19 protein-coding genes are annotated in these 24,132 nt (G+C 58.7%); 17 read left to right on the forward strand and 2 right to left on the reverse strand.

Going from position 1 to position 24,132, the window contains the following annotated elements; genetic code table 11:
- Positions 1-80: 80 nt before the first annotated feature.
- Both ACA075_RS17355 and ACA075_RS17360 read left to right on the forward strand, forming a co-directional pair.
- Positions 81-845 (forward strand): alpha/beta hydrolase, encoded by a 765-nt coding sequence (locus ACA075_RS17355; RefSeq protein ID WP_497294123.1) that lies wholly within the window; start codon positions 81-83, stop codon positions 843-845.
- A gap of 322 nt (positions 846-1,167) precedes the next feature.
- Positions 1,168-2,067, forward strand: coding sequence for a bestrophin family protein (locus tag ACA075_RS17360; protein WP_497294124.1), 900 nt, complete (start codon positions 1,168-1,170; stop codon positions 2,065-2,067).
- 9 nt (positions 2,068-2,076) lie between these two features.
- On the opposite strand, the gene ACA075_RS17365 is transcribed toward ACA075_RS17360, so the two are convergent.
- Positions 2,077-3,054, reverse strand: coding sequence for an NAD-dependent epimerase (locus tag ACA075_RS17365; protein WP_497299284.1), 978 nt, complete (start codon positions 3,052-3,054; stop codon positions 2,077-2,079).
- 610 nt (positions 3,055-3,664) lie between these two features.
- Here ACA075_RS17365 and rfaH point away from each other — a divergent pair.
- The 15 genes from rfaH to ACA075_RS17440 all read left to right on the forward strand — a co-directional run bounded on the left by rfaH (position 3,665) and on the right by ACA075_RS17440 (position 21,947).
- Complete coding sequence (rfaH, locus tag ACA075_RS17370; RefSeq protein WP_497294125.1) at positions 3,665-4,201, forward strand: transcription/translation regulatory transformer protein RfaH; 537 nt, start codon at positions 3,665-3,667, stop codon at positions 4,199-4,201.
- Between the two features lie 27 nt (positions 4,202-4,228).
- Positions 4,229-5,389, forward strand: coding sequence for an outer membrane beta-barrel protein (locus ACA075_RS17375; RefSeq protein ID WP_497294127.1), 1,161 nt, complete (start codon positions 4,229-4,231; stop codon positions 5,387-5,389).
- 12 nt (positions 5,390-5,401) lie between these two features.
- Positions 5,402-5,935: a polysaccharide biosynthesis/export family protein gene (locus tag ACA075_RS17380; protein WP_497294129.1), complete on the forward strand. Its 534-nt coding sequence runs from the start codon at positions 5,402-5,404 to the stop codon at positions 5,933-5,935.
- A 2-nt stretch (positions 5,936-5,937) separates the two neighbouring features.
- Positions 5,938-8,250, forward strand: a complete 2,313-nt coding sequence (locus ACA075_RS17385; RefSeq protein WP_497294130.1) for a GumC family protein — start codon at positions 5,938-5,940, stop codon at positions 8,248-8,250.
- A gap of 168 nt (positions 8,251-8,418) precedes the next feature.
- The gene (locus ACA075_RS17390; RefSeq protein WP_497294132.1) at positions 8,419-9,810 is read left to right on the forward strand and encodes an undecaprenyl-phosphate glucose phosphotransferase; all 1,392 of its coding nucleotides are present in this window, start codon (positions 8,419-8,421) and stop codon (positions 9,808-9,810) included.
- Between the two features lie 47 nt (positions 9,811-9,857).
- Complete coding sequence (locus ACA075_RS17395) at positions 9,858-11,198, forward strand: UDP-glucose dehydrogenase family protein (RefSeq protein ID WP_497294133.1); 1,341 nt, start codon at positions 9,858-9,860, stop codon at positions 11,196-11,198.
- Positions 11,199-11,211: 13 nt separating this feature from the next.
- Complete coding sequence (locus tag ACA075_RS17400; protein WP_497294135.1) at positions 11,212-11,916, forward strand: WecB/TagA/CpsF family glycosyltransferase; 705 nt, start codon at positions 11,212-11,214, stop codon at positions 11,914-11,916.
- Between the two features lie 2 nt (positions 11,917-11,918).
- On the forward strand, positions 11,919-12,995 hold the full coding sequence (locus ACA075_RS17405) for a glycosyltransferase (RefSeq protein WP_497294136.1): 1,077 nt from the start codon (positions 11,919-11,921) through the stop codon (positions 12,993-12,995).
- Positions 12,992-14,104 carry a glycosyltransferase gene (locus tag ACA075_RS17410; RefSeq protein ID WP_497294138.1) on the forward strand — a complete coding sequence of 371 codons (1,113 nt, stop codon included), beginning with the start codon at positions 12,992-12,994 and terminating at the stop codon, positions 14,102-14,104. The genes ACA075_RS17405 and ACA075_RS17410 overlap by 4 nt, the downstream gene beginning before the upstream one ends.
- Complete coding sequence (locus ACA075_RS17415) at positions 14,101-15,414, forward strand: O-antigen ligase family protein (protein WP_497294140.1); 1,314 nt, start codon at positions 14,101-14,103, stop codon at positions 15,412-15,414. Before ACA075_RS17410 ends, ACA075_RS17415 begins: the two co-directional genes overlap by 4 nt.
- A 17-nt stretch (positions 15,415-15,431) precedes the next feature.
- The gene (locus tag ACA075_RS17420) at positions 15,432-16,385 is read left to right on the forward strand and encodes a glycosyltransferase family 2 protein (RefSeq protein WP_497294142.1); all 954 of its coding nucleotides are present in this window, start codon (positions 15,432-15,434) and stop codon (positions 16,383-16,385) included.
- A gap of 15 nt (positions 16,386-16,400) precedes the next feature.
- Positions 16,401-17,819, forward strand: a complete 1,419-nt coding sequence (locus ACA075_RS17425; protein ID WP_497294144.1) for an oligosaccharide flippase family protein — start codon at positions 16,401-16,403, stop codon at positions 17,817-17,819.
- 30 nt (positions 17,820-17,849) lie between these two features.
- Positions 17,850-18,905, forward strand: a complete 1,056-nt coding sequence (gene galE, locus ACA075_RS17430; RefSeq protein WP_497294145.1) for a UDP-glucose 4-epimerase GalE — start codon at positions 17,850-17,852, stop codon at positions 18,903-18,905.
- Positions 18,906-18,910: 5 nt separating this feature from the next.
- Complete coding sequence (locus tag ACA075_RS17435) at positions 18,911-20,383, forward strand: family 16 glycosylhydrolase (protein ID WP_497294147.1); 1,473 nt, start codon at positions 18,911-18,913, stop codon at positions 20,381-20,383.
- A gap of 514 nt (positions 20,384-20,897) precedes the next feature.
- Positions 20,898-21,947 carry an acyltransferase family protein gene (locus ACA075_RS17440; RefSeq protein ID WP_497294149.1) on the forward strand — a complete coding sequence of 350 codons (1,050 nt, stop codon included), beginning with the start codon at positions 20,898-20,900 and terminating at the stop codon, positions 21,945-21,947.
- 63 nt (positions 21,948-22,010) lie between these two features.
- Here ACA075_RS17440 and treS read toward each other — a convergent pair whose 3' ends face one another.
- Positions 22,011-24,077 carry a maltose alpha-D-glucosyltransferase gene (treS, locus tag ACA075_RS17445; protein ID WP_497294150.1) on the reverse strand — a complete coding sequence of 689 codons (2,067 nt, stop codon included), beginning with the start codon at positions 24,075-24,077 and terminating at the stop codon, positions 22,011-22,013.
- Between the last annotated feature and the right edge of the window lie 55 nt (positions 24,078-24,132).

The following is a 24,132-nucleotide window of genomic DNA, read 5'->3' on the forward strand; positions in this document are numbered from 1 at the left end:
TGAACTAAACTCTGGCTCCGATCCAGTGGATTGGGTTTCTCAGCCCAGAGCCGTCAATGTCGCCCACTAAAGTTAGCCGAATGCCACGAACCCTGGTGTTAATCGTCGTCATCCTGGCCGCGTTGTACTTGGCGCTCTGTGCGGCGCTGTTCGTGTTTCAGCGCGCGCTCATCTACTTCCCGCAGCCCAGCGCCATCGAGACGCCCGAAACGCTGCTCACGCTGACGGTAGACGATGCGGACGTGCGGGTGTCGGTCAGGCCCCACGACGGGCCGAAGGCGTTGATCTATTTCGGCGGCAATGCCGAGGATGTCTCTCGCAACTTGCCCGGCTTCGCCCAGGCGTTCCCGGAGCATGCGATCTATTTGCTGCACTATCGAGGTTTCGGGGGAAGCTCCGGCTCGCCTTCGGAGGAGTCGATTCAGCGCGATGCCATGACTTTGTTTGACAAGGTCTACGACACTCATCCTCACATCGCCGTGGTCGGGCGCAGCCTCGGTTCGGGGGTCGCCGTGCGCCTCGCCAGCCAGCGCCCGGCCTCAAATCTGATTTTGATTACGCCCTACAACAGCCTGGAAGACCTCGCCGTGCGCCAGTTCCCGTGGTTTCCGGTGAAGTGGTTGCTGCAGGAGCGGTTTGAATCATGGAAGTACGCGGCGCACATCACGATACCGACGCTGCTGATCGCGGCAGAGCACGACGAAGTCATACCGCGCTCCAGCACCGAGCAGCTCTACACGCATTTTGCCAAAGGCGTGGCCACGCTGCGGGTCATACCGGGGGTGGGCCACAATTCCATTTCCGAGAGCCCGGAATATTTAAAGCTTCTAGGCGATGCACTGTGAACAAAACACCTTGCCGCTCCGCGACCTGTAGCAGCTGCCGAGCCTGCGAGGCTGCGTTCGGCTGCGCAGCAGTCGTAAACCGGGCTGGCATGGTCTGACTGATACACCGCGAGCTCTGATTTCACGACTGCTGCGCAGCCGAACGCAGCCTCGCAGGCTCGGCAGCTGCTACACAGTAAGGGGGTGCGTCATAGAGCTCATCGATCATTCGGTCGGCAACAGTGATTGGACGGATCGCCCACAGGCTCTTAGCCTGCGCCCGCGCTGAACGTGCGGCACATCCAACACTTGAATCACCCGTTATCTGCGCAGGCGGAACACCATGATCGTCAGACCGAAACCGACTTTCCTCAACATCATGAGTGCGATCAAGGGCTCGATCGCGAAAAAGATCGCCCTGCGCTGCCTGATGGTGACACTGCTCGCTTCGGGCATCGTGCTCGTCGAGACCTTGCACCCGAGTTACTTCTCCAAGGTCAGCGCGACGCCCTTCACGCTGCTGGGTTTGTCCCTGTCGATTTTCATGAGTTTTCGCAACAACGCCTGTTACGACCGCTGGTATGAAGCCCGCAAAGCCTGGGGCGACGTGATAGTCGCGATTCGCTCGATGATCCGCGAAACCCGGATCATCAAGGACGAAACCGAGCGCCGGAAAATGCTTCATCATTTGTGCGGATTTGCCCATGCGCTTAACGCGAAGTTGCGCCTGGAAAATCAGCGGGCGGCCAGTAGCTCCTGGCTTGACCCGCTGCCAGAGGACAACGTGCCGGACTTCAGCGGGCAAATTTTGCAGCAGGTCGGCCAGCAATGTTCGACACTCAGCGAGTCCGGGGTGATCAACGAATGGCGCTACACGATCATGAGCAATCACCTGGCGCACCTGACCCAGGCCCAGGCCGTGTGTGAACGCATCAAACACACGCCGCTGCCTTTCGCTTACACCTTGTTGTTGCACCGAACCAGCTACCTCTTCTGCTTCTTGCTGCCCTTCGCAATGGCCGAGCCACTGGGGTGGCTGACACCGATTTTCACGGCGATTGTCAGCTACACCTTTTTCGGTCTGGATGCGATTGGCGATGAACTGGAAGACCCGTTTGGTCGCGACGAAAACGACCTGCCCATCGACGCCATCGTGCGCAACATCGATCGGGAAATTCTTGCAGCGCTGGGAGAAACACAGCTGCCTCCGGCACTCGAACCGGTGGATTTCGTGTTGGGCTGAAGCAACGACTCAGACCTGATAGAAGTCGCGATACCACGTCACAAACTGCCTCACGCCTGCTTCAACTTCCACGTGGGGCGAGAAGCCGACCCAGTCTGCCAGCGCCGACACATCGGCCCACGTCTTGATGACATCGCCCTGTTGCATCGGCAAATAATTGCGCTGCGCTGTTATGCCCACCACCGTTTCCAGGCATTCGATAAAATCGAGCAAGGCGACCGGTTTTCCACGCCCGATGTTGAAAATCCGGTTGATGCCACTTGCCTCCTTGTCCGGGACCGGCGGCTTCGCAAGCAAACGGGCGATGCTTTCGACAATATCGTCGACATAGGTGAAATCACGCGCCATCTGGCCATGGTTGTAGATATCAATCGGCTGGCCCTTGAGCATCGCTTCGGTGAACGTGAACAGCGCCATGTCAGGACGTCCCCAAGGGCCGTACACGGTAAAAAAACGCAGGCCGCTGGCACGAATCCCATAGAGATGGCAGTAGCTGTGGGCAAGCAATTCATTGGCGCGCTTGCTGGCGGCGTACAGCGACACCGGCTGATCGACCGGGTCGTCGACGCTGAACGGGAGTTTGCTGTTGGCGCCATACACCGAACTGCTCGACGCATAGATCAAATGCGCAGGCCGATAGTGTCGGCAGGCTTCGAGCACGTTCAGGAATCCCACCAGATTCGATTGTGCATACACATCGGGGTTATCCAGCGAATAGCGAACCCCCGCTTGCGCCGCCAGATGCACGACCTCGGTGAACTCACTGTCTTTGAATAACGCCATCAAGGACGGCTTATCGACAATGTCCATTCTCTCAAAACGGAAACCGTGCAATTCGCCCAGTTGCTTGAGCCGAGCGTGTTTCAATTCCACGCTGTAATAAGCGTTGAGGTTGTCGATACCAACAACTTCCCGCCCTTCCAGGCACAATCGTTTGACCGTGTGATACCCGATGAAACCTGCCGCGCCCGTCACGAGAATAGTCATCATGTCGCCCCGTTTGCCCAATGACCGGCAGTTAGTTATAGCGTTGCAATGGCAGTGGATCCAAGTTTCATATCAGGCCCCATTATTGGGGCATCATCCCGGATTATCCTGTCCCTACGACGACTATCAATAGCTAAAAAAGTTTAATCCGCTCAGCTGACAATAAATTGGCTTTAAAAACAATAGGTTGATAACTACCGAGTGCACTATTGGATGGAAGGCATGTTTTTTGACAAGGAACGTTTGACAGTTTGTCGAGAGTGGTCAATAACTACACGGGCCTGATGAAACAGAATACGAGTGCAGTTTGTTCGTTTACCGCTGCTCATCAGACAACTTCTGAAGTCTTTGTTTGTTGCGGCCCCTTGGTATGGACCGTGCGGTAGCTTTGTCCTCGAATAATGAATCAAGCTATATACCCGACAGGCTGTCACATATAGCGCACATTCATTATCCCGCTGTTACGCCCATGTAACACACCCTGACTCATTAATGACACACTCCTTCGCCCATCTCATAAAAACAATAACCCTGCCTGGCTTAAATACTTCTAGGGCCTCAATAGAGCCACTGCCTGCCTAAACTTTCGATATTCACGGAGTTTACCAGCATGCCAGCAATCCGTTCCGAACGCTCTAACTGGTACCTTCTGCAGTGCAAGCCTCACCAGGATGAACGTGCCCATCTCAATCTTCTTCAACAAAACTATGTCGTCTTTCACCCCCAACTGTTGAGTGAACGCGTGATTCGCGGCAAACAACAGAGGGTGCGCGAATCCCTCTTCCCCGGGTATCTGTTTATCCATCTTGGCGGTAATGACAACTGGGCGCCCATACGCTCCACTCGGGGCGTCAGTCGTTTCGTCGAATTCAATCATGGTCCTGCGACGGTGGCCGAGAACGTCATCGAGCATCTGCGTGGGCGCTGTGTCGAATCATCGGTATCCCACGATGACCCGCCCCTTACGCCCGGCGACCACCTGCAAATAATCCGCGGGCCACTGTCGACACTCGAGGGGATTTTCATCACCTCGCATGGGGCTGAGCGCGTCATGATCCTGTTGCAGTTTCTAAATCGCGACCAGGCGATCTGCATGCCCTTAAGTGACCTCGAACGTCAGCACCCCTCGTTTCAATCCAATATCTGACTGATAGCTCATTCCAGGAGCCATGATATGGCCTTGAATTCACGCTGCCCTTTTGCACTGATCATGGCCTCTCTCTACCCTGGAATGGCCTGGAGTATTGATCCGGCACCTATTGATGTTTACGGGTTCGATTTCACTCCCACCTTTCTGTTTTCAGAAAGCTATGACGATAACTTTCGAGAACTGGAGACCAACAAACAGTCCTCGATGATCACGAAGCTGGCGCCCTCCTTCGAACTCAAGGCCGAAGATCGCAACAGCGCTACCCGACTGACCTGGCAGCCCACCCGCTACATTTACCACGACGAGTCGGATGCCTCGAACACCGCACAACGGGTGCGGGCGGACAGCATCATGGAGTTCACCGACCGGCACCGTCTGAAGCTCGAAGCCGAATACCGCAAGTGGGAGCGCACCGAGGACACGGCGGTCGACGGCGTCAACGACAAACTCAACAACAAAAAAGTCGGCGGCCTCTACACCTATGGCGCCAAGAGCGCTGACAACCAGATCGATTTCGGCGCCAGTTACGCGGAACTTCGCTACGACAACGCCGACGGCATCAATGACGACAAAGAGCGCAATACCGCCGCCCTGACCAGTACCTGGTATCACCGCATCGGCAGCAATACCCGTGGCCTGATCGAGTACGACCACACCAATTTTGACTATCTGGAACCCAACAGCCTGCGCAGCAGCAAATCCAACGCGGTACTTGCCGGTGCCGTCTGGGACATTACCGCAAAGACCACCGGTAAAGTCCGTGTCGGTTATGAGAAAAAGGACTTCGACAGCAGCGAATCCAAAGACCTCGACAACCCCACGTGGCAAGTGGACCTGCAATGGAAACCTCGCACCTATTCAACGTTCACCTTCGTGGCCCGCCAGGCCCTTGCCGAAGGCGACGATGGTGCCGATGCCGTCAAGTCCACCTTCACCCAGGTCGGCTGGCGCCATGGCTGGACCGAACGGATCACCACGGTGGCACAAGCCGGGTACGGTCGTTATGTCTACGAAGGCCAAAGCCGAACCGACAACCTTCAGGATTACAACCTGGCCGTGGTGTACGCGATGCGCCGATGGCTGGATATCGAACTCGGCTATCGATATCGCGACAACGACTCTGATGCCGACGACGAAAGCTACACCCGCAACGTTTTTCAGATCAGCTTCAACGTCAGCCTTTAAGAGGGTTTCGACATGAACGCACGCACCCTGGGCCTATTGTTCGCACTGGTTGTGCTACCCGATACCTACGCCGCAGACCCTGGTACCCAGTACAAACTGGCCGCTGGCGATGTCTTGCGCATCATCGTGTTCGGCGAGCCGGAGCTGAGCATTAAAAAAATCCGCCTCAGCGATGCCGGCACATTTTCCTATCCGTTCCTGGGTGAGATTTCCGCCAAGGGACTTACACCCGGCCAGGTCGAAAAGATCATCGTCGACGGACTTAAACAAGGCTATCTGAACGACCCGAAAGTCAGCTTGAGCCAGATCGAATACCGCTCGTTTTATATCAACGGCGAAGTGAAAAAACCCGGCAGCTATCCCTTCATACCCGGATTGACCCTGGAAAAAGCCATCGCTCTGGGCGGTGGACTGACCGAGCGAGCCTCCATCAAACGCGTGACCATCTTGCGCGGTGATGGCGGCCCGACCCTCACCGATGAGGTCACGCGAAACACCACGATTGCCCCCGGCGACACCATTTCCATTGCACAAGGCTTTTTCTAATCATGGACAACAGCCCTAGCACCTACGTCGAACGTCCTCTGCAAACGCATCTGCATCAGCAGTACAGCGAAGACAAGGACACCATTGATCTTCTCAAACTGTGGAGGGTGATCTGGCGCGCCAAATGGAGCATCGGATGGCTGGTCCTGCTGAGCGGTTTGCTGGCGGCTGTCGTGGTCTCGAGCATTACCCCGCAATACGTCGGCAGCACCACCTTGCTGTTCAACGATAAAACCCCGCCGCTGATGTCCTTCCAGCAAGTCAAGGACTCAGGCAGCAACGCCACTGATTACTTGCAGACACAACAAGCGCTCCTGCAATCACGGGACCTTGCCGAGCGAGCGGTGAAAAAACTCGAGCTGACGACCAACCCGGTCACCGATCCGCGCCAGCAACCGAAGCCATGGTTCACGCCGCGCCAATGGCTGGCCGACCTTGACCTTGCTCAATGGATCCCGGGACTGGGCCGGTTGATGCCGGTGAAAGACACGCCAAGTGAAGAAGATGTCTTTAATCAGGTCACGCAGAACCTCATGCTGCACACCAGCGTCAAGTTCGTTGGCAAGAGCCAACTGCTCGAAATCGAGGTCGAGTTGCCAGACCCGGTCCTGGCGGCAGCGGCGGCCAACGCGCTGGCCCATGGCTTTACCGACAGTCAGCTCGATACCAGCGAAAAGTCCTCGCAGACCACCACAGCATGGATGAACACACGGCTGGTCAAGTTGCGTGACAACCTGCGTGTTGCCGAGAAAAAGCTTCAGGGCTACCGGGAGGAACAAGGTTTGGTAGATGTCGGCGGGGTTGCCACCATCAGTGCCAACGAACTGGAAATGACCGGCAATCGCATGGTCGACGCCCGTCGCAACCGCGCTGAAGCCGAGAGTGAATACCGCCAGGCGAAAGCCCTGAGCAACGGCGACCTGAGCCGACTCTCCAGCGTACCGGCGGTCTTGAGTAACCCGCTGGTCCAGCAATTCCAGGCGGACCGGGCCAAGGCACAAGCTAAGGTCGATGAGCTGTCGGGGCGCTATGGTGCGAAACACCCAAGCCTGATTTCCGCGCAATCGGAATTGCGCGCCGCCACCACCAGCCTGCAATTGCAGGTGCAGCAGGTCGTCGCCGGGATCGAACGGCAATACCAACTGGCCTCGGCCAGTGAAGCTTCGCTGCGCCAATCCTTCAACAGCAACAAGGCGCAGATCCAGGACATTGCCCGCAAGGAATTCCAGTTGCGCGAGTTCCAGCGTGAAGTCGACAGCACCCGCGCCCTGTATGAAACCTTCGTCACCCGCTTGAAGGAAACCGCGGCCACCGCCGACATGGACTCCACCAAAGTGCGCATCGTCGACCCGGCGATTGTGCCTGTAGAAGCGAGCAAGCCCCGTAAAACATTGATTGTGGGGATCGTCGGGTTAGTGGCTGCGGTGATCGGGGTCGCGTTGGCGCTGCTCTTCGACAGCCTGAGTAACACCTTTAAAACCGACGAGACGATTGAAAGCACGCTTAACATTCCCCTGCTCAGCGTGGTGCCGCTGGTGATGAAGAAAAGTCGCCGGCAATTGGCGCGCTTGTTCGAAGACAACGACAACCCGCGCTTTTCCGAGACCATCCGCAATCTGCGCACCTGGCTGATGTTGCAAAGCAGTGAAATGCCGTCGCAGGTGGTACTCGTGACGTCGACCGTTGCCGGTGAGGGTAAAAGCACCATTGCCACCAACCTGGCCAGTTCCCTCACTTCGCTGGAGCGAGTGCTGCTGATCGATGCCGACATGCGCCAGCCAACCCTTTCGGTGAACTTCGATTTTCCGCCTGACAGCCCGGGACTGGCCAATGTCATTGCGGGCACCGCCAGGCTTGAAGACTGCATCGTTTCGGTGGGCAATCTGGACATGCTGCCGGCCGGCATGGTCATCCCCCCTTCGCGGGATCTGTTCACAGCGCCGCGCCTGCCTTCCCCCGCCGAATCGCTTAATCCGTCACGCCAGCCTCCGCCGCAGGATCTGCTCAGCTCGCCGCGCATGGCGCGCATGCTTGAGGCGCTGAAGTCGCGTTACCGCCACATCATTATCGACTCACCGCCTGCGGAAATGATCAGCGATGCACTGTTGCTGGCCCAGCATTCGGATGCGGTGATCTATGTGGTCAAGGCCGACAGCACGCCGATCAGTCAGGTGCAGAGGGGCATTGCCATGTTGCAGCAGAGCCACGTGCCGGTATTTGGCACCGTGCTCAACCAGGTAGACCTGCGCAAGGCGCGCAAGTATGGCTACCACCATTCCAAGACGTTTTATAACTACGACTTCGCCACCCGCTAACGCCACAAAATCTGCGGCGAGGCCGAAAGAGGCAAGCCCCCTCACCACAGTCTTTCTGCCATCACCACACATTGCTTCACCTCTGCCGAGCTACGGAAAAGCCTGCGGGAGCCACGCCGTGCGCGCCCATCAGCGCTGATGCATTAATTCTGCCTTGAGGTTAAGCCCATGACTCCTCTCTATACCGCTCACATGACACACCGCCGAGGCCTGACGTTTTGGGGGCAGTGGTTGTGTGCAATGACGCTGGCAACCTCGCTGCTGATGCTGCTCGTGTATTGGCGTGTTGGCAGCCTGACCAGCGAATACCGCATCCTGATGATTCTGACGGTGCTCGGCTCGGTGCCGATCTACAGCGTGATGCAGGTTTACCACAAGCGTCATGGCCTGTTGGTCGGGCTCGGCCGGTTACTGGCCGGCTGGCTGATCCTGCTGGCCGTGCTGGCGGCCATTGCCTTCATCACCCAGACCAGTGCGATTTACTCGCGCCAGGTCATCATGGTCTGGGCGGTGCTGGGCTTTGTCGTCCAGGCTGCGATGTTTCTGCCCCTGCATTACTTCGCACGACTGCACTCGCGAATGGTCTGCAACGAGCGTCGTGCGGTGATCATCGGCACCTGCCCGACCGCCCATGAACTGGCGAAAAAACTCTCCAGACCAAACCGTGCGCTGGTCATGGGTTTCATCGCCGCAGCCGACAACAGCGGTCCGGCCCCCAGCATCCTGCCGCTGCTCGGCCACGTCGATGCGATCCGCGAAATCATCACGCGCCTGGACGTGCGCCGCGTCTACATAGTCCTGCCGATGACGCATGCCGCCACCATCGAAGCGCTGTACATCGACCTGCTGGACATGAATGTCGACGTGGTGTGGATCCCGGATTTCGGCAGCATGGTATTGCTCAACCATTCGATCTCGGAAATCGAGCGGATGCCAGCCATTTACCTCAACGAAAGCCTGATCAGCTCCCATCCCGCCAGCCTGTTCTGCAAGGACCTGTTCGAACGCAGTCTGGCCGCCGTGGCCATTATTGTCCTCAGTCCGATGCTCTTGATCGTGGCGATCGCCGTCAAGCTGACCTCCGCCGGTCCCGTGCTGTTCAAGCAAAATCGCCACGGCTGCAACGGCGAAGTGATCAAGGTCTGGAAATTTCGTTCGATGCGCCTCCACGACGATCGCGAAGTGCACCAGGCCACCCGTGATGATGACCGTGTCACACCGTTTGGCCGCTTTCTGCGCCGCAGTTCCATCGACGAGTTACCGCAGCTGTTTAACGTGTTGTTCGGGCAAATGGCACTGGTCGGCCCTCGTCCGCATGCCGTCACCCACAACCTTTACTACACCGGCAAAGTGCGCGCCTACATGGCCCGTCACCGCCTCAAACCGGGGATTACCGGGTTGGCCCAGATCACCGGGCATCGAGGCGAAACCGAAACGGTGGAAAAGATGCAGCTGCGCGTCGCCCAGGACCTCAACTACATCAACCAATGGTCGCTGTGGCTGGACATCAAGATCCTCATCAAGACCCCCTTCACGCTGTTCTCGAAAAACATCTACTGACCCCTGCCCCCTCGTTGATCACTGTCACGCCGACCTGAGGTTTGATCATGAATGTGAGCGTATTTGGTATTGGTTACGTGGGCCTTGTCCAAGGCGCCGCGCTGGCGGAAGTGGGCCATAACGTCCTGTGCGTGGATGTCGACGCCGACAAGGTACAGGCGCTGAAGGATGGCACGCTGCCGCTCTACGAGCCGGGGCTGAAAAGCCTGGTCCACAGCAATTACCAAAGTGGACGGCTGCAGTTCGGCACTGATCTCGCCAGCGCTGTCCACCACGGCGATGTGCTGTTGATTGCCGTGGGGACACCGCCTGACGAAGACGGCTCGGCAGACCTCAAACATGTATTGAGCGTTGCGCAAACCATCGCGCTGAACATGGACCGGCATCACATCATCGTCGATAAATCCACCGTCCCCGTCGGGACCGGCGACCGGGTGCGCGCGCACATCGAGCAGGTGCTGGCCGACACCGGTCGCTGCAACCTGACCTTCGACGTGGTCTCCAACCCCGAGTTTCTCAAGGAAGGCTGCGCGGTCGAGGACTGCATGCGCCCGGACCGGATCATCATCGGCACCGACAGCCAACACGCCGAAGAAGTCATGCGGGAACTGTACGAACCGTTCAATCGCAACCGCGAAAAGATCATCGTCATGGACCTGCGCAGCGCCGAACTGACCAAGTACGCCGCCAACAGCATGTTGGCGACCAAGATCAGCTTCATGAACGAAATGGCCTGCCTCGCCGAAAAGCTGGGTGCCGATATCGAGATGGTCAGACATGGCATCGGCTCTGATCCGCGCATCGGTTATCAATTTATCTATCCGGGTGTGGGCTACGGAGGTTCGTGTTTCCCCAAGGACGTCAAGGCGCTGATACAGGCCGCCGCCAGCGTCGACATCGACGCTCGGCTACTCAAGGCCGTCGAGTCGCGCAACCACGAACAGAAGGCCAGCCTGTACACGAAGATTTTCAATCACTTCGACGGTGCCCTTCGCGGCAAGACCTTTGCCCTGTGGGGGTTGAGTTTCAAACCCAACACCGACGACATGCGCGAAGCCCCCAGCCGGGTACTGATGGAAGCCTTGTGGCACGCCGGCGCCAGCGTCCAGGCGTTCGACCCCAAAGCCATGGAGGAAGCCCAGCGTATTTACGGTTCACGCGACGACCTGACCCTGGCCGGCACCAAGGAGGCCGCCCTGAAAAATGCCGACGCCTTGATCATCGTCACCGAGTGGCAATCGTTTCGAGCGCCGGACTTCGACTTGCTCGGCCGGCAGCTCAAGCAACCGCTGATTTTTGACGGGCGCAACTTGTTCGATCCGCAGCGGTTGAGCAAACGCGGTTTTACCTACGTCTCCGTGGGCCGGCAGACCCGCTCAGTCATCTGAAAGGAGCGGCGCCATGATCAAGCTGGAATTAGTCGGGCAATACTCAACGAAGTTACTGGAGGCCAACCAGGCCTATTCCTTCATCAACTTCGCGTCCATCGGCCGCGTTTTCGAGCAGCCCCCGAACACCGTCGCCTATTTTTGCGATGGAATGCTGATGTCGACCTTCATGTCGCGTGTGACCGGCAGGAGGATTGGACGGGTCAGCTTTGACTTCACGTCCATCGCCGACCTTGTACTGCGCAGCGCCGAGCAACAGGGCAAGCGCGTGTACTTCGTCGGGGCCCGGCAAGTGGAACTGGAACTGTTCGTCAGCAAGATCAAGGCCCTTTACCCGCGGCTGACCCTCGCCGGTTACCACAACGGTTACTTCAATGCGTCCCAGGCCGAGGGCATTCGGGCCGACATCTGCCGCAGCGAAGCGGACATCCTGATCGTGGGTCTGGGTGCCGGACTGCAAGAGCAGTTCGAGCAGGACGCGTTGCGCGCGGGGTTTCGCGGTGTCGCCTTCACCTGTGGCGGGTTCATTCGCCAGGAAGCCCTGGCCACGCGCACCTATTACCCGGCGCTGATCAATCGCCTGCACCTGCGCGCGTTTTATCGCATGTATCGCGAGCCCCATACGATCAAACGCTACCTCATCGACTACCCGAACAATTTTGTGCACCTGTTGGCGCTCATCGCGTCACGCAAAGTCGCCATCAGCGTTGAGGAATGACCATGCACATCCTGTTTATTCTCAAGGACTTCAAGGTGGGCGGCGGTGTCGAGCGCGTCCAGCAACGGCTGTCCGAGCAGTTTCTCAAGGATGGCCAGCGCGTGAGTTTTTTCGTCATGAACGGAGACACGCCCGACACGGAAGGTGTTCAAACGCTCGGCAGCGGCAACGGCATCGTCGGCCTGCTCAGGTCCATCGTGCAGTTGCACCGGCTCATTCGCCGTGAAGGCGTCACCCACGTGATTTCCGCCAAGGAGCAAGCCAACCTCTGCGCCTGGTTCGCCACCTTGGGCAGTCCTTGCAAAGTCATTTACAGCCGTCACGCGGCACTGGATTGCACTGAACAGAAAACCGGCCCTTCAAGCCTGCGCCTGCTCTATACGTTGTACCTCTGCGGTAACGGCAAGGTGGTCACGGTCTCCACCGCCTTGCGCCAGTCACTCGTCGACGTGATGCCCTGGGGTCGGCGACGGATCCGCTATTGCCCCAACGCCGTCGTCACCGAACAACTGCTTCAAGCCGCACAAGCGCCGCTGTCCGCCGATTTTCCCCGCGACTATTGGTTGAGCCTGGGCCGCCTGGTGGAACCTAAAGGGTTTCATCTGTTGCTGGATGCCTACGCCCTGGCGCTGCGCAGTGAAGCACTGCCCGATCTGGTGATCGTCGGTGACGGTCCGTTGCTCGACGCACTGACCACTCAGGCACATCGACTGGGCATCACGCACCGGGTGCATTTCACCGGGTTCCTGAGCAACCCCTATCCACTGCTGAGGCACGCACGGCTGTTCATTCTGAGCTCCGTTCAGGAAGGCATGCCGACCGTCCTGATCGAGGCGCTGGCGCTGGGCACGCCCGTGCTGGCATGCGACTGCGAGACCGGCCCCAGGGAACTGCTGGACAACGGTCGACTGGGCCAACTGGTCGCCGTCAACGACGTACCGGCGTTGGCGCGGGGGATGCTTCAAAGCCTGACCGCACAAAGCGGCGTTGCACCCAGCGCAAAAATGCTCAGTGACGCCATCCATCCGTACACCAGCCAGTACGCCGCGCAAGCGTACTACCAGGTATGGAACCAATGAAAAAGCTACTGATTATCCTGCATGACCTCAGCGCAGGCGGGGCTGAAAAAATGATGGCGCGCCTCGCCGGCGCCCTGGTGGACGCTGGCAATGACGTGACCTTGCTGCTGCTCACCGGCGGCGGCCTCCATGCGGCGAACCTCGACCCGCGTGTAAAAAAAGTTGAATTGCAAAGCCAACGCACCGCGCGAGCGGTGCCGGCGCTCGCGCGATTTCTGCGCGCCAATCGCTTTGACGCGCAACTGGCGGCCCTCACTCACGTCAACGTGGTGGCGATCGCCGCCGCCGCGCTGTCCGGCACGCTGGCACGGCTGCACGTCAGCGAACGCAATGCGTTTTCCCATGACAAGCACGTCAACCCCGACTTCATGGTGCGGGTCGCGTACCTGGTGGCGCCGCTGCTGTATCGGCTCATTCCCAACCCAGTGATCTGCGTCTCGCGCGGTGTCGCCCAGGACCTGATCGATACCACCCTTGCGCGTCGTCAAGACGTGACCATTGCCGACAACCCGGTGCTCGATAACGACTTCCGCGACAAGTTGCCTGGGCCGCCAAGCCACCGCTGGCTGCTGGAAAAACCCGGTTCGGTGATTGTCGCCGTGGGTCGCCTGGTGCCGCAAAAAGGCTTCGACACCTTGATTACAGCGTTCGCCGCGCTGCCGGATCCCGACGCCCGCTTGATCATTTTTGGCGAAGGCCCGCTCAGGTCGCAGTTGCTCGAGCAGGCCCGAACGCTGGGCGTGGCGGATCGCTTCGACCTGCCGGGTTACACCTGTGAACCTCTGGCTGAAGTGGCCGCGGCGGATTGCTTTGTGTTGTCGTCACGCTTCGAGGGCAGTCCCAACGCCCTGGTAGAAGCCTTGTCCACGGGTACACCGGTGGTGGCGACGCGCTGCCCCCATGGTCCTCAGGACATCCTCATCGGCGGCCTCGTCGCTCCGCTTGTCCCCGTCGACGACCCGATCGCGCTGGCGCAGGCGGTTGCGCTGCAACTCTCCACACCGCGGGACCTGCAACGTCATTCCCGCCTGGATGCGGCCACCCGGTTCATGAATGCCAGCGCGGTGCAGACCTACCTCGCCGCGCTGCTCGGGAGCCCATCATCATGAGCACACTGCAGATCAGGTATTCGACCTTGCGCGATGGTTTCACCTTGTTTGGCGTGCTGTTCTACATCCAGGTGATCACGTTTGTGCTCAGTCTGGGTGGTGCCTCCAGCTTCGGCGACATCGATAAAGACCTCGAAGGCAACGTCGCCAACCAGATCTGCGGCCTCATCACACTGTTGGTGCCTTTGTTCTTCTTCATCCGCAACAAGGTGTTCCTCAGCAAAACCTTTTACCGCAGCAACTTCTTTCTGCTGGTGTTCATGCTCAGTGTCATCGTATCGATCGGCTGGTCCCACGATCCGATGCTGAGCCTCAAGCGGTTCATCGCGATGCTCAGCGTGGTGTTTTTTGCCGGTTTCGTTGCCTACAACTACCCCCTTGAAAAAATCACCTTCATGCTCGGCTGTGCCATCGGTGTGGCGGCGTTGATCGGCTTGATACTCGCCGTGGTCATGCCTGGCGTCGCGTTCTTGTCCGGTGGCATTCGCGACGGCGCATTCAAGGGCATTTTTGCCGAAAAGAACGCCGGCGCACGGCTCAACGCGATCGCCATCCTGCTGTTGCTGCCGATGATCCGCCAACGCAACCGCTGGGCCCTCTTCTGCTCGTTTTTTTCGCTGATCGCCATCCTGCTCGCCCAGTCGGCGACCGGCGTGGCATTGATTCTTTCCGGCACGTTGAGCTACTGGTATTTCCTCACCCTGATCCGCCTGCGTATCAACCGCTCGCAGTGGCTGTTCTTCGGTTGCACGCTGGTGTTCCTGCTGGTTTGCCTGCTGCTGTACAACCACCTTGGGTGGCTGCTGGAGATCGCCGGTCGTGATCCGTCACTCACAGACCGCACGTTGATCTGGGAGCTGCTCGCGCCCTTTGTCGACCAACAATGGCTCAAGGGGTACGGCTTCGGCGCCTTCTGGGCCAGTCCCGACGCCAATGCATTCATCCTTCGCTGGGGCTACATCGGCAACGCCCACAGCGGGTACATGGAGACCCTGCTCAACGGCGGCGTCATCCAGTTGACTGCCCTGGCGTTGCTGCTGGGCGAAGCGCTGTTCAAACAGTACCGCGCCGTGACGGCGAACCAGGCGGCGCAGTTTCGCGCCAGCGCCCTGGTGATCATCGGCTTGTTCGTCGTCACCAATTATGTGGCTTACGTGATTCCCAACTACCGCTCCGCCGAGTTCCTGGTGTTCTGCACCCTGGCCCTGTCCTTTCGGCGTCACCACGCGACCTACCCCGAATTATCACCGACACCCCTGCGCCAGCGTCCGTCTGGCGAGGGATTCCCGCGCGATTCAGCCCAGGCGTAATCAAAGGAGAAACACCCGTGTCAGACCAAGCCACCCCTTTAGCGCATTCAGTGTGCGTTGTAATCCCGATGTACAACGGCGCCGGCAGCATCGAGCAAACGTTGACGTCCCTGGTCGAGCAAACCCGGCTGCCCGATCACGTGATCGTTGTCGACGATGGCTCCACCGATGACGGCCCCCAACGGGTCAAAGACTTCGTGGCGCCGTTTCGCCTGACGCTGTTGCAGCAAGCCAACGAAGGCCAGGCCAGCGCCCGCAACCACGGATTGCGGCACTCTGAAGAGACGTTTGTGGCAATGCTCGATGCCGATGACCAATGGCGTCCGCAAAAGCTGGAGCTGCAACTGGCCCTGTATGACGAACTCAGTCGTCAGGGACGGTCGGTGGGGCTGATCGACTGCTACACGCAGGTCAATTACAGCGACGGCCGGCGGCAACTGGACAACCGGCGCAAGAACGGCCGGCATTTCTACGATTTCATCCACGCCAACGTCGTCAATGGCGTCTCCACCGCGCTGGTCAAGCGCGAGGTGATCATGCAACTCGGCGGCTTCGATGCCAGCCTGCGTTACTCCGAAGACCGCTACATGTGGACCCGGATCGCCGAACACTGGGAGATCCACACCGTGCCGCAGGTGCTTCTGGAGCGCACGGTCAACGGCGGCAACATGACCGCGCAGCCGAAGAAGTACTACCCGAACAAGATCCGGTTCATCGAGGTGTATCTGGCCCGCTATGGCGCGCAGCTCAGCAAGCAGCAACGGATCGATTTCGTGCTGGGCAACCACACTGACTTTCTCAATGCCTTTTCCCGACGCGACGAGCATGCCGAGGTGCTCGACGTGTACCGGCGAATGCTTGAGTGCTCCTGGCAAGCACTGATCTTCGCCAACGGCAAACCGACCTTGCGCTACCTCTACGCCCGCGCCAGAACCTTGCGCAAGGCAACGGCGTCAACCACCGCTCATTGAACCGGTCCCACGCCCATGGCCAATCATCGCCTCATTACCTTAGGGTGGATCTTCACCGAGAAATTCGGCCTGATCTTCCTGTCCATGATTACGTTTGTCGTGTATGCCAGGCTGCTGTCGCCGGCGGAACTGGGTGTGGGCACGGTCATCATTGCCATCGTCGAGTTGATCGGCCTGGTGTACTCATCGGTTCTGGAAGACCCGCTGGTACGACTCGAACGGCTGGAGGACAAACACATCACCACGGCCTTCTGGGCGGCGGTGCTCGTCAGCCTGGGGTCCATCGTCGTCATCTCGGGCGCGGTGATGCTGTACACGCCCGACCCGGTGCTGCAATGGATGACGGCCGTGGCCTCGGTGAAAATCCTCTTCACCATGATGGCGCGCGTCTACGTGGCGCAGATGCGCCGCAACGGCAACTTCAAGATGCTGGCGTCACGCACCTTGATGGGCAAGGTGTTTGGCGGCGTTGCCGGCATTGCTGTCGCACTCTGGGGTCTAGGGGCATGGGCGGTGATTGCCCAGGCGGTGGTCATGGAACTGGTGTCTATCATCGTGTTGATGCTCGGAGACCGGCGCCGCATTGCCTTCCATATCGACGGTCCGGTCTTGCGCGAACTGTTGAAATCCGGCGCACCGGTTGCCATTAACGCACTGAGCTCACAAACACTTCAGCGCGGGGTCAACGTGGTGCTCGGGATGACGGCCGGCGCCAACGCGGTCGGGATGTTCAACATGGCCATGCGCATCATCGAGCTGCCGCGCACTGCGATTTACAACGGCCTGCTGAGCTATGCGCTGCCGGCATTCGCCCGGCGTAGCGCAGAACCGTTGCGACTCCTGGGGATCATTGGCGATTCAACCGCCGTGAGCGGCTTTCTGTTGACGCCCCTGTTCATTGGCATCGCGCTCACGGCAAACGACCTCATCCCGTTGATATTCGGCGCCAAGTGGACCGACGCCATTCCCCTGCTGCAAGTGCTGGCCTGCACGGCGGCCATTGGCAACACCGCCATGTACGCCACGACGGCACTGGTGGCGGTCAACCGCAGCCACCTCACGATCAAGGCTGAAGTAGCAACCACCGTTCTCGCGCTGGCGCTGGTCTACACCCTCGGCAACCTGTATGGCGGCATGGCTGCGGCCCTCGCTCTGCTGGCGCGAATGCTGATCATCACGCCGCTGCAAATCCGCGGGCTCATCGCGGCCATCGGTTACGGCTGGCACCGGTTCTTCGACTCCAGTTACCGCAGCGTGATTGCCTCGGTCGTCATGGCCGCGACCGTCCTGTTTGTTTCACCGCAGCTGGGTTTGCACGGCTATCTGCACCTGATCGGCAACATCGTGGTTGGCGCGCTGAGCTATGCCGTGGCGTATAGCGTCATGCACCCGCGCTGGCCGCAAGAATTCAAATCGGTGTTCACCGCTCGCTGAATTCAATACCTGAGACAGGAAGACCTCACCATGCGCAAAACTACGTTGATTACTGGCGGGGCCGGCTACATCGGCTCCCATACCGCGTTGGCGCTCATCAACGCCGGGCACAATGTGCTGGTGCTCGACAACCTGTGTAACAGCTGTCGAGAGTGCATCGGGCGTCTTGAGTTGCTGACCCACACCCGGGTCGATTTCATCACTGGCGATATTCGCGACGAGATCCTGCTCGACGAGATTTTCAGCCGCTACGACATTGATGCCGTGGTGCACTTTGCCAGCCTAAAATCCGTAGAAGAAAGCGTGCGCAAGCCACTGGACTATTACGCCAACAATGTCGCCGGCACGCTTAACCTGTGCCGGGCGATGGCGCGCAATAACGTGTTCCAGCTGGTGTTCAGCTCATCGGCCACGGTGTACGGCGAGCCCACACGCACGCCGATTGCCGAAGATTTCGGCACCGGAAAACCGGTCAATCCCTATGGACGCACCAAGCTCATGATCGAAGAGTTACTCACCGATCTGTGCCATTCCGATCCGCGCTGGAGCATCGGGTTATTGCGCTACTTCAATCCGATTGGCGCGCACGAAAGCGGGATGATCGGCGAAGATCCCAGAGGTCGACCCAACAATCTGTTGCCGTGCCTGACGCAGGTGGCAATCGGACGGATGCCCGAACTCACGGTGTACGGGTGCGACTACCCGACCGTGGACGGGACGTGTGTGCGCGACTACATCCACGTGGTCGACCTTGCCATCGGCCACCTCAAGGCGCTTGAGGTGTTGCAGCACCACAGCGGCATCAACTTCTGGAACCTGGGCACTGGCATTGGCTACAGCGTGCTGCAGATCATCCAGAGTTTCGAGGACATCACCGGCATCACCATCCCCTACCGCTTCGCACCACGACGCGAAGGTGACATCGCCAAATGCTGGGCCGATCCCGGCAAGGCCGGGCGGGAATTGGGCTGGACCGCGCAACGCGATCTTCAACAGATGATTATCGATACCTGGCGGTGGCAGTCGTGTAATCCGCAGGGGTATCAGTCTTCATTCGAAATGCCAGTGCTGAGTGCCGTGAAGTGATGCAGATGTTTAATGCCTCTCTTCTAGCCCTGCTGCTGTCCGTCTCGATGGTTTGCAACGCAGCACAAGCGCCCCCCGGTGTAACCACCACCGGGCTCGTGCTGTGGCTGGATGCGGCCGATGCATCATCAATGACCCTGGATGCGCAGAACCGTGTCCAGCACTGGAACGACAAATCCGGCGAGTCCCATCACGCCACAGTGGACGATGCCGCCTCGCAGCCACAGCGGATGGCAAACGCCCTGAATGGTCATTCGGTCGTGCGCTTCAGTGGTGTCTCGGCGTTGCTGGGTAAAACCATCCGCAGCGCCAAAGGCCCTGTGACGGTATTGATTGTGTCCCGTCGATTGCCCGAACAAGCCGAGGCCGATCCCTGGCAACGGTTGTTCAGCTCACGCCCGCAAACCGCCCACAACGACAACGTGTTGCCGAACTTCGCCATCAGCCTGCAACAGACCACCGCGTATGCGCCGACCGTCTCCGTCCTGGAGCTTTACGATGTGCCGATTGGTCCGTATGCCGTCGGGCGCAATGTGGTCGGCAATGCCGACAACTTTCGCGGCGACATCGCGGAAGTGCTGGTATACGACCGTGCGTTTGCCTCCCTCGCAGAACGCCAGCGAGCATTTCAGTACCTGGCGGATAAATGGTCCGTTGCCATTCCCAAACAGGCCGATACCTGGACCCGTGTCGGACCGCTGGGCCGATTGCCGGCCCAGACCAACGCCGATCTGCCGCTGTCCGATCAGGTTAATGCCGGCCAGTGGGTGCTCGACACGAAACTGTCCGACGACTTCAATGGCACCACCCTCGATCTTGAGCGCTGGCACGCCAACAACGCCATAGGGAACGAGTCGCTCGGACGCAAACCGGCACTTTTCACCCCGGCCAATGCCAGCGTCCACAATGGCAACCTGAACATTGTTTTTCGCAAGGAAACCTTGCCGCAGAAATACGTACAACTCGGTTTCAAGGACTACACCTCAGCGATGGTCCGGACCCATTCGCGTGGGTTCTACGGTTATTACGAGGCGCGCGCCAAACCGATGAACTCGGCAGGCTCCAGCGCCTTCTGGCTCGCGTGGACGGGCATGGCGGACAACGCCACCGAGATCGATATCTTCGAAATCGGCGGCAAGACGAAAAACGCAGCGTTAGACCGTTCGTACAACATGAACGCCCACCTGTGGGCCACGCCGCAAAGCACCGAGCATGTCGCCGATGGCAGCGTCTGGATCAGTCCCTGGCGCCTGGCGGATACCTTCCATGTCTACGGCTTCGACTGGCAGCCCGACACCCTGCGTTGGTACGTCGATGGAGTGCTGGTCCGGGAAACGAAGAACAGCCATTTCTTCTTCCCGATGCAGGTAGTGTTTGACAGTGAGGCCATGTGGCAGTGGTTCGGCGTGGTCGACGATGCTGACCTGCCCTCCACCTTCCGCGTCGACTACCTCAAGGTGTGGCAACGGCGTCGATAGCCTTCCAACCGTCGCCTGGCTGATGTCGGGTCAGGTGATAGATACGACCTGTTTATCCTGACAGCGCCACCGTCCTGAACTTTCGAGCGACCGTAGGGGTCGACCGGGCTCCAGCCTCCTCCGTGCCACCGACGATTCCCGTACCGGGCGTCTCAACCGGCTCTCGGGCGACGGTTAAATAACAAGAATGGATGATCACGATGAATTGCCTTATCTGTGTCGGCGTGGCGGAACGCATTCAGTGTCAAGGCCCGTGGGAGGAAAGGGATTGCCCGCACTGCGGGCGCTATCGGGTTTCCGATGAGCTCCTTTTGAACTTGATGGATCAGGGCCAGATCTTCGATATAGACAAAACCAGACGCTGGCTCGACAACCGACGCAAAAAAGAAGGCATGACACCTTCAATAGAACTCCACGAAGCGCTACTGCTGCTATAGCGTTCAGCCCGGGTCAAATTTCAATCGGCAACGTGGTCAGTTTCCATTCAGCGCTAACACGTCTGGAGCGCATAAACATGATCCATCGCCGGCTGAAAGAACTGGACTTGCTGCGCTTCCTCGCGGCAATCGCCGTCGTGTTTTTTCACTATGCTTTTCGCGGGTATGCAAAAGGCGAGATGTCGGTAATGCCCTACCCGTTGTTGGCCGAGCCTGCCAAATACGGTTATCTGGGCGTCGAACTTTTTTTCATGATCAGCGGATTTGTCATTCTGATGACCGCTTCGAGCAATAACCTCAGGGTGTTTTTTATATCCCGTGTCGTTCGTCTCTGCCCTGCTTTCTGGGTGTGCTGCACCCTGACTTTCCTGATCACGCTTGCCATCGGCCGGCCAAGATTCACGGCTGATATTTACCAGTACATGATTAACATGACATTCCTTGGCGACTTGATGGGTGTGCCGCCGATTGACGGGGTCTACTGGTCCCTGTTTGTCGAAATAAAGTTCTACCTGATGATCTCCATTCTGTTGGGTTTCAAGAAAATAGAAAAAATAGAGACCTTCCTCGTACTGTGGCTGTTGGTCTCCGCCACCGCAGAAGTACTCGCTTTTGAAAAACTGCGTTCGATATTAATTACCGATTACGCGGCCTATTTCATCGCGGGCTCGACGTTCTACATTATCTGGGCCAAGGGATTCACAACGACACGTGTGCTCCTGTTGGCAGGAGCATTGGCATTGGCCAACTACACCGCCATTGTCTGGGCCCAACTGCTCGAATCAAAATACTCAACCGAATTCGATCTTCTGATCGTATCCAGCATGATTACCCTGTTCTTCATGACCTTTCTTTTGATCGCAACGAATAAAACGGCAGCCATCGGTGCATTGAACTGGACGGCATTAGGCGCGCTCACTTATCCCCTTTACCTGCTCCATCAAATGATCGGCTTTATGATCTTTAACGTTGCTTATCCGGCGGTAAACCCGCACCTACTACTGTGGGGCACCATCGCCTTGATGATCAGTGCGTCTTATATCGTTCACACACAGATAGAAACCCCCATGGCCAGGTACATCAAGAAAATCCTTTCATTGTCCTTCAAGCGTGTCGAGGCTGATTAACGCCCACCCGGACAGCGGAGGATCAGGCGTCAGGACCTTGTCCCCTGACGCCTGTCAACGCCCTCAAATCATCGGCGAACTGCTCACCACGCGCAGTGCCAACCCTTCGTAGGCGTCCAGCGTAATGGTGAAATCACCCTCAGGCGTGAGATCTCCTTCGACTCGCTCGTTGATGATGTCGACCACCGGGCCCGGCGCAATGTTGGGCAGGTGCAAGGTTTCGGTGATCGGCGTCGAGCCAAAGTTCAGCGCAGTGATTTGCGTGCCTTTACCCGCCGGCAATTCGTGGACCATGACCAGCAGCCCCGGGTGCTGAACGTCAGGAACCAGGACCTGCCGACTGGCAGCGATATCGTAGGCGCGGCGCACGGCGAGGATTTTTTTGAGTTGCGAGACGAACGAATCCGGGTCTTTCAATTGGCTGGGCAGGCTGCCATACAAGGTCTTCGGACGTGGCATTTGCCCTGCGGACAGCGGCGCATCCGGATTGAGGTCCACCAGATCGTAGGCGCCACGATGAATCCAGCGGGTGTCGCCGTCCCCCATCAAGTGCTCGACCTGTTCGGCCGGCAACGGCAGCGCGCCGACCAGGTCCCAGCCCGACAGCGCGAAAACGCCCGGTTGCATGGCGTTGTACATCACCAACAGCAAATGCACCTGGCGAATCTGTTGGATGTCCGCTGCCGTGATCGCGTCGAGATCACGAATCCCCAGCGCTGCCGTGATGATGCTGACGGTGGTGCAAGACACGCCGTTGGTGACGAATTTCAGGTTGTAGGGTGCGTGCTCGCCCGCCAGACGCTCATACATCTGCTCGCGAATGTGTTCACGCAGGATGTTGCCCGGAAGGGTCTGACCCTGGTAGAGGTAGGTGTCATGGGCGTGCAGCGTCCAGAAATGCACCAGTTCCAGGGTCAGTTCGTCGTGGTTTTGCAAGGCATGGATCAGCGAACCGGGGTCGATTCCGAGGGTGTGCATCTGCCGCAGCATCAAGCGCAGGAACTCGGTATCGCCCATCAGCAACGCGTGCTGATAGGCCGGTCGGGTGATGAAGTCATACGAGAGGTCGGCGCCGCCGTGGGACATGCTGGCGATGTCGTCGACGGTCAGGTTGAGCTCCTGGAAACTGAAACCGCCGGCCTTGCGGATCGCACCGGCCAGCAGCTGGTTACCGGTGATCGATAACGGATGGCTTTCAGACCAGGCCGTGCCGTCAAGCTTGCGCTCCACGCCGAGGAATCCGTTGGCGTCCAGGCGCAGGATTTTCGCGCCCATGACGTCAATGGCGTGCAGGGCATCGCCGATGATCATCTGCTGCGCGGCGAAGGTCGGGTCCAGCCAATTCAACGACGGCTGCCCTTCCTTGAAGTAATGCAGATAGACCCAGCGTCGCGGCTTGCCATCAACGCCGATCACGATCGGCGTCGCGCTCCAGTCGGTTTCCTTGACCCCGGGTTCGAAGAAGATCACCCGCTGCAACTGGCCGACGATGTAGTGCTTGTCCCGGAGCACGTCGACCTGCAACGGACTGAGGTTTTGTGCATCACGGCCCTCGGCGATGTCCGGCAGCAACGGCCAGTCCTCTTCGCGGATTTCGACCATGTGGTAGAGACCCGGATAGTCTTCATAGGCCATCTCGGCCAGGCGGAAGTCCGCGCCTTTGCCAGTGTGCGAAGGGATCACGTCATCAATGATCACCGCATTGTGCGCGGCGGCCATGCGCACCAGCGCCTGGAGTTGCGCCTCGGTGCCCAGTTGCGGGTCGATCTCGAAACTGATGCGGTCAAAATTGCCGTCAATGGTCGGCGTGCGTTGGGTGCCCGTCAGGCCGCCCGACATTTTCAGCGGCCCGTTGTGAATGCCTTGAATGCCGATTTTCGACAGGGCATGCCATAAGGTTTCATCGCCCAAAGCCTCCAGCACGCTGCCGTCTTCGCGAGTGACGATGGACGCCGGGTAGGCGGTGAACCACACCGAGGCCAGGGCTGACGCATCACGGGGCCGGGTATGGGCGTAAGGCTGTTGCCACAACCGACCTTGCCCCGAATAGAGCTTGGCCCGTTGCCTGGCGGCATGCAGCATCGATTGTTCAACCAGCCAAGTCACATGGTTTTTGTCAGCCGCGGTCATAAAAGCAATCACCTGTTGTCGGGGTAAATGTGCGCGTGGCCATCCCATGCGTACC

It is taken from the genome of Pseudomonas sp. LBUM1663 (genome assembly GCF_059695905.1).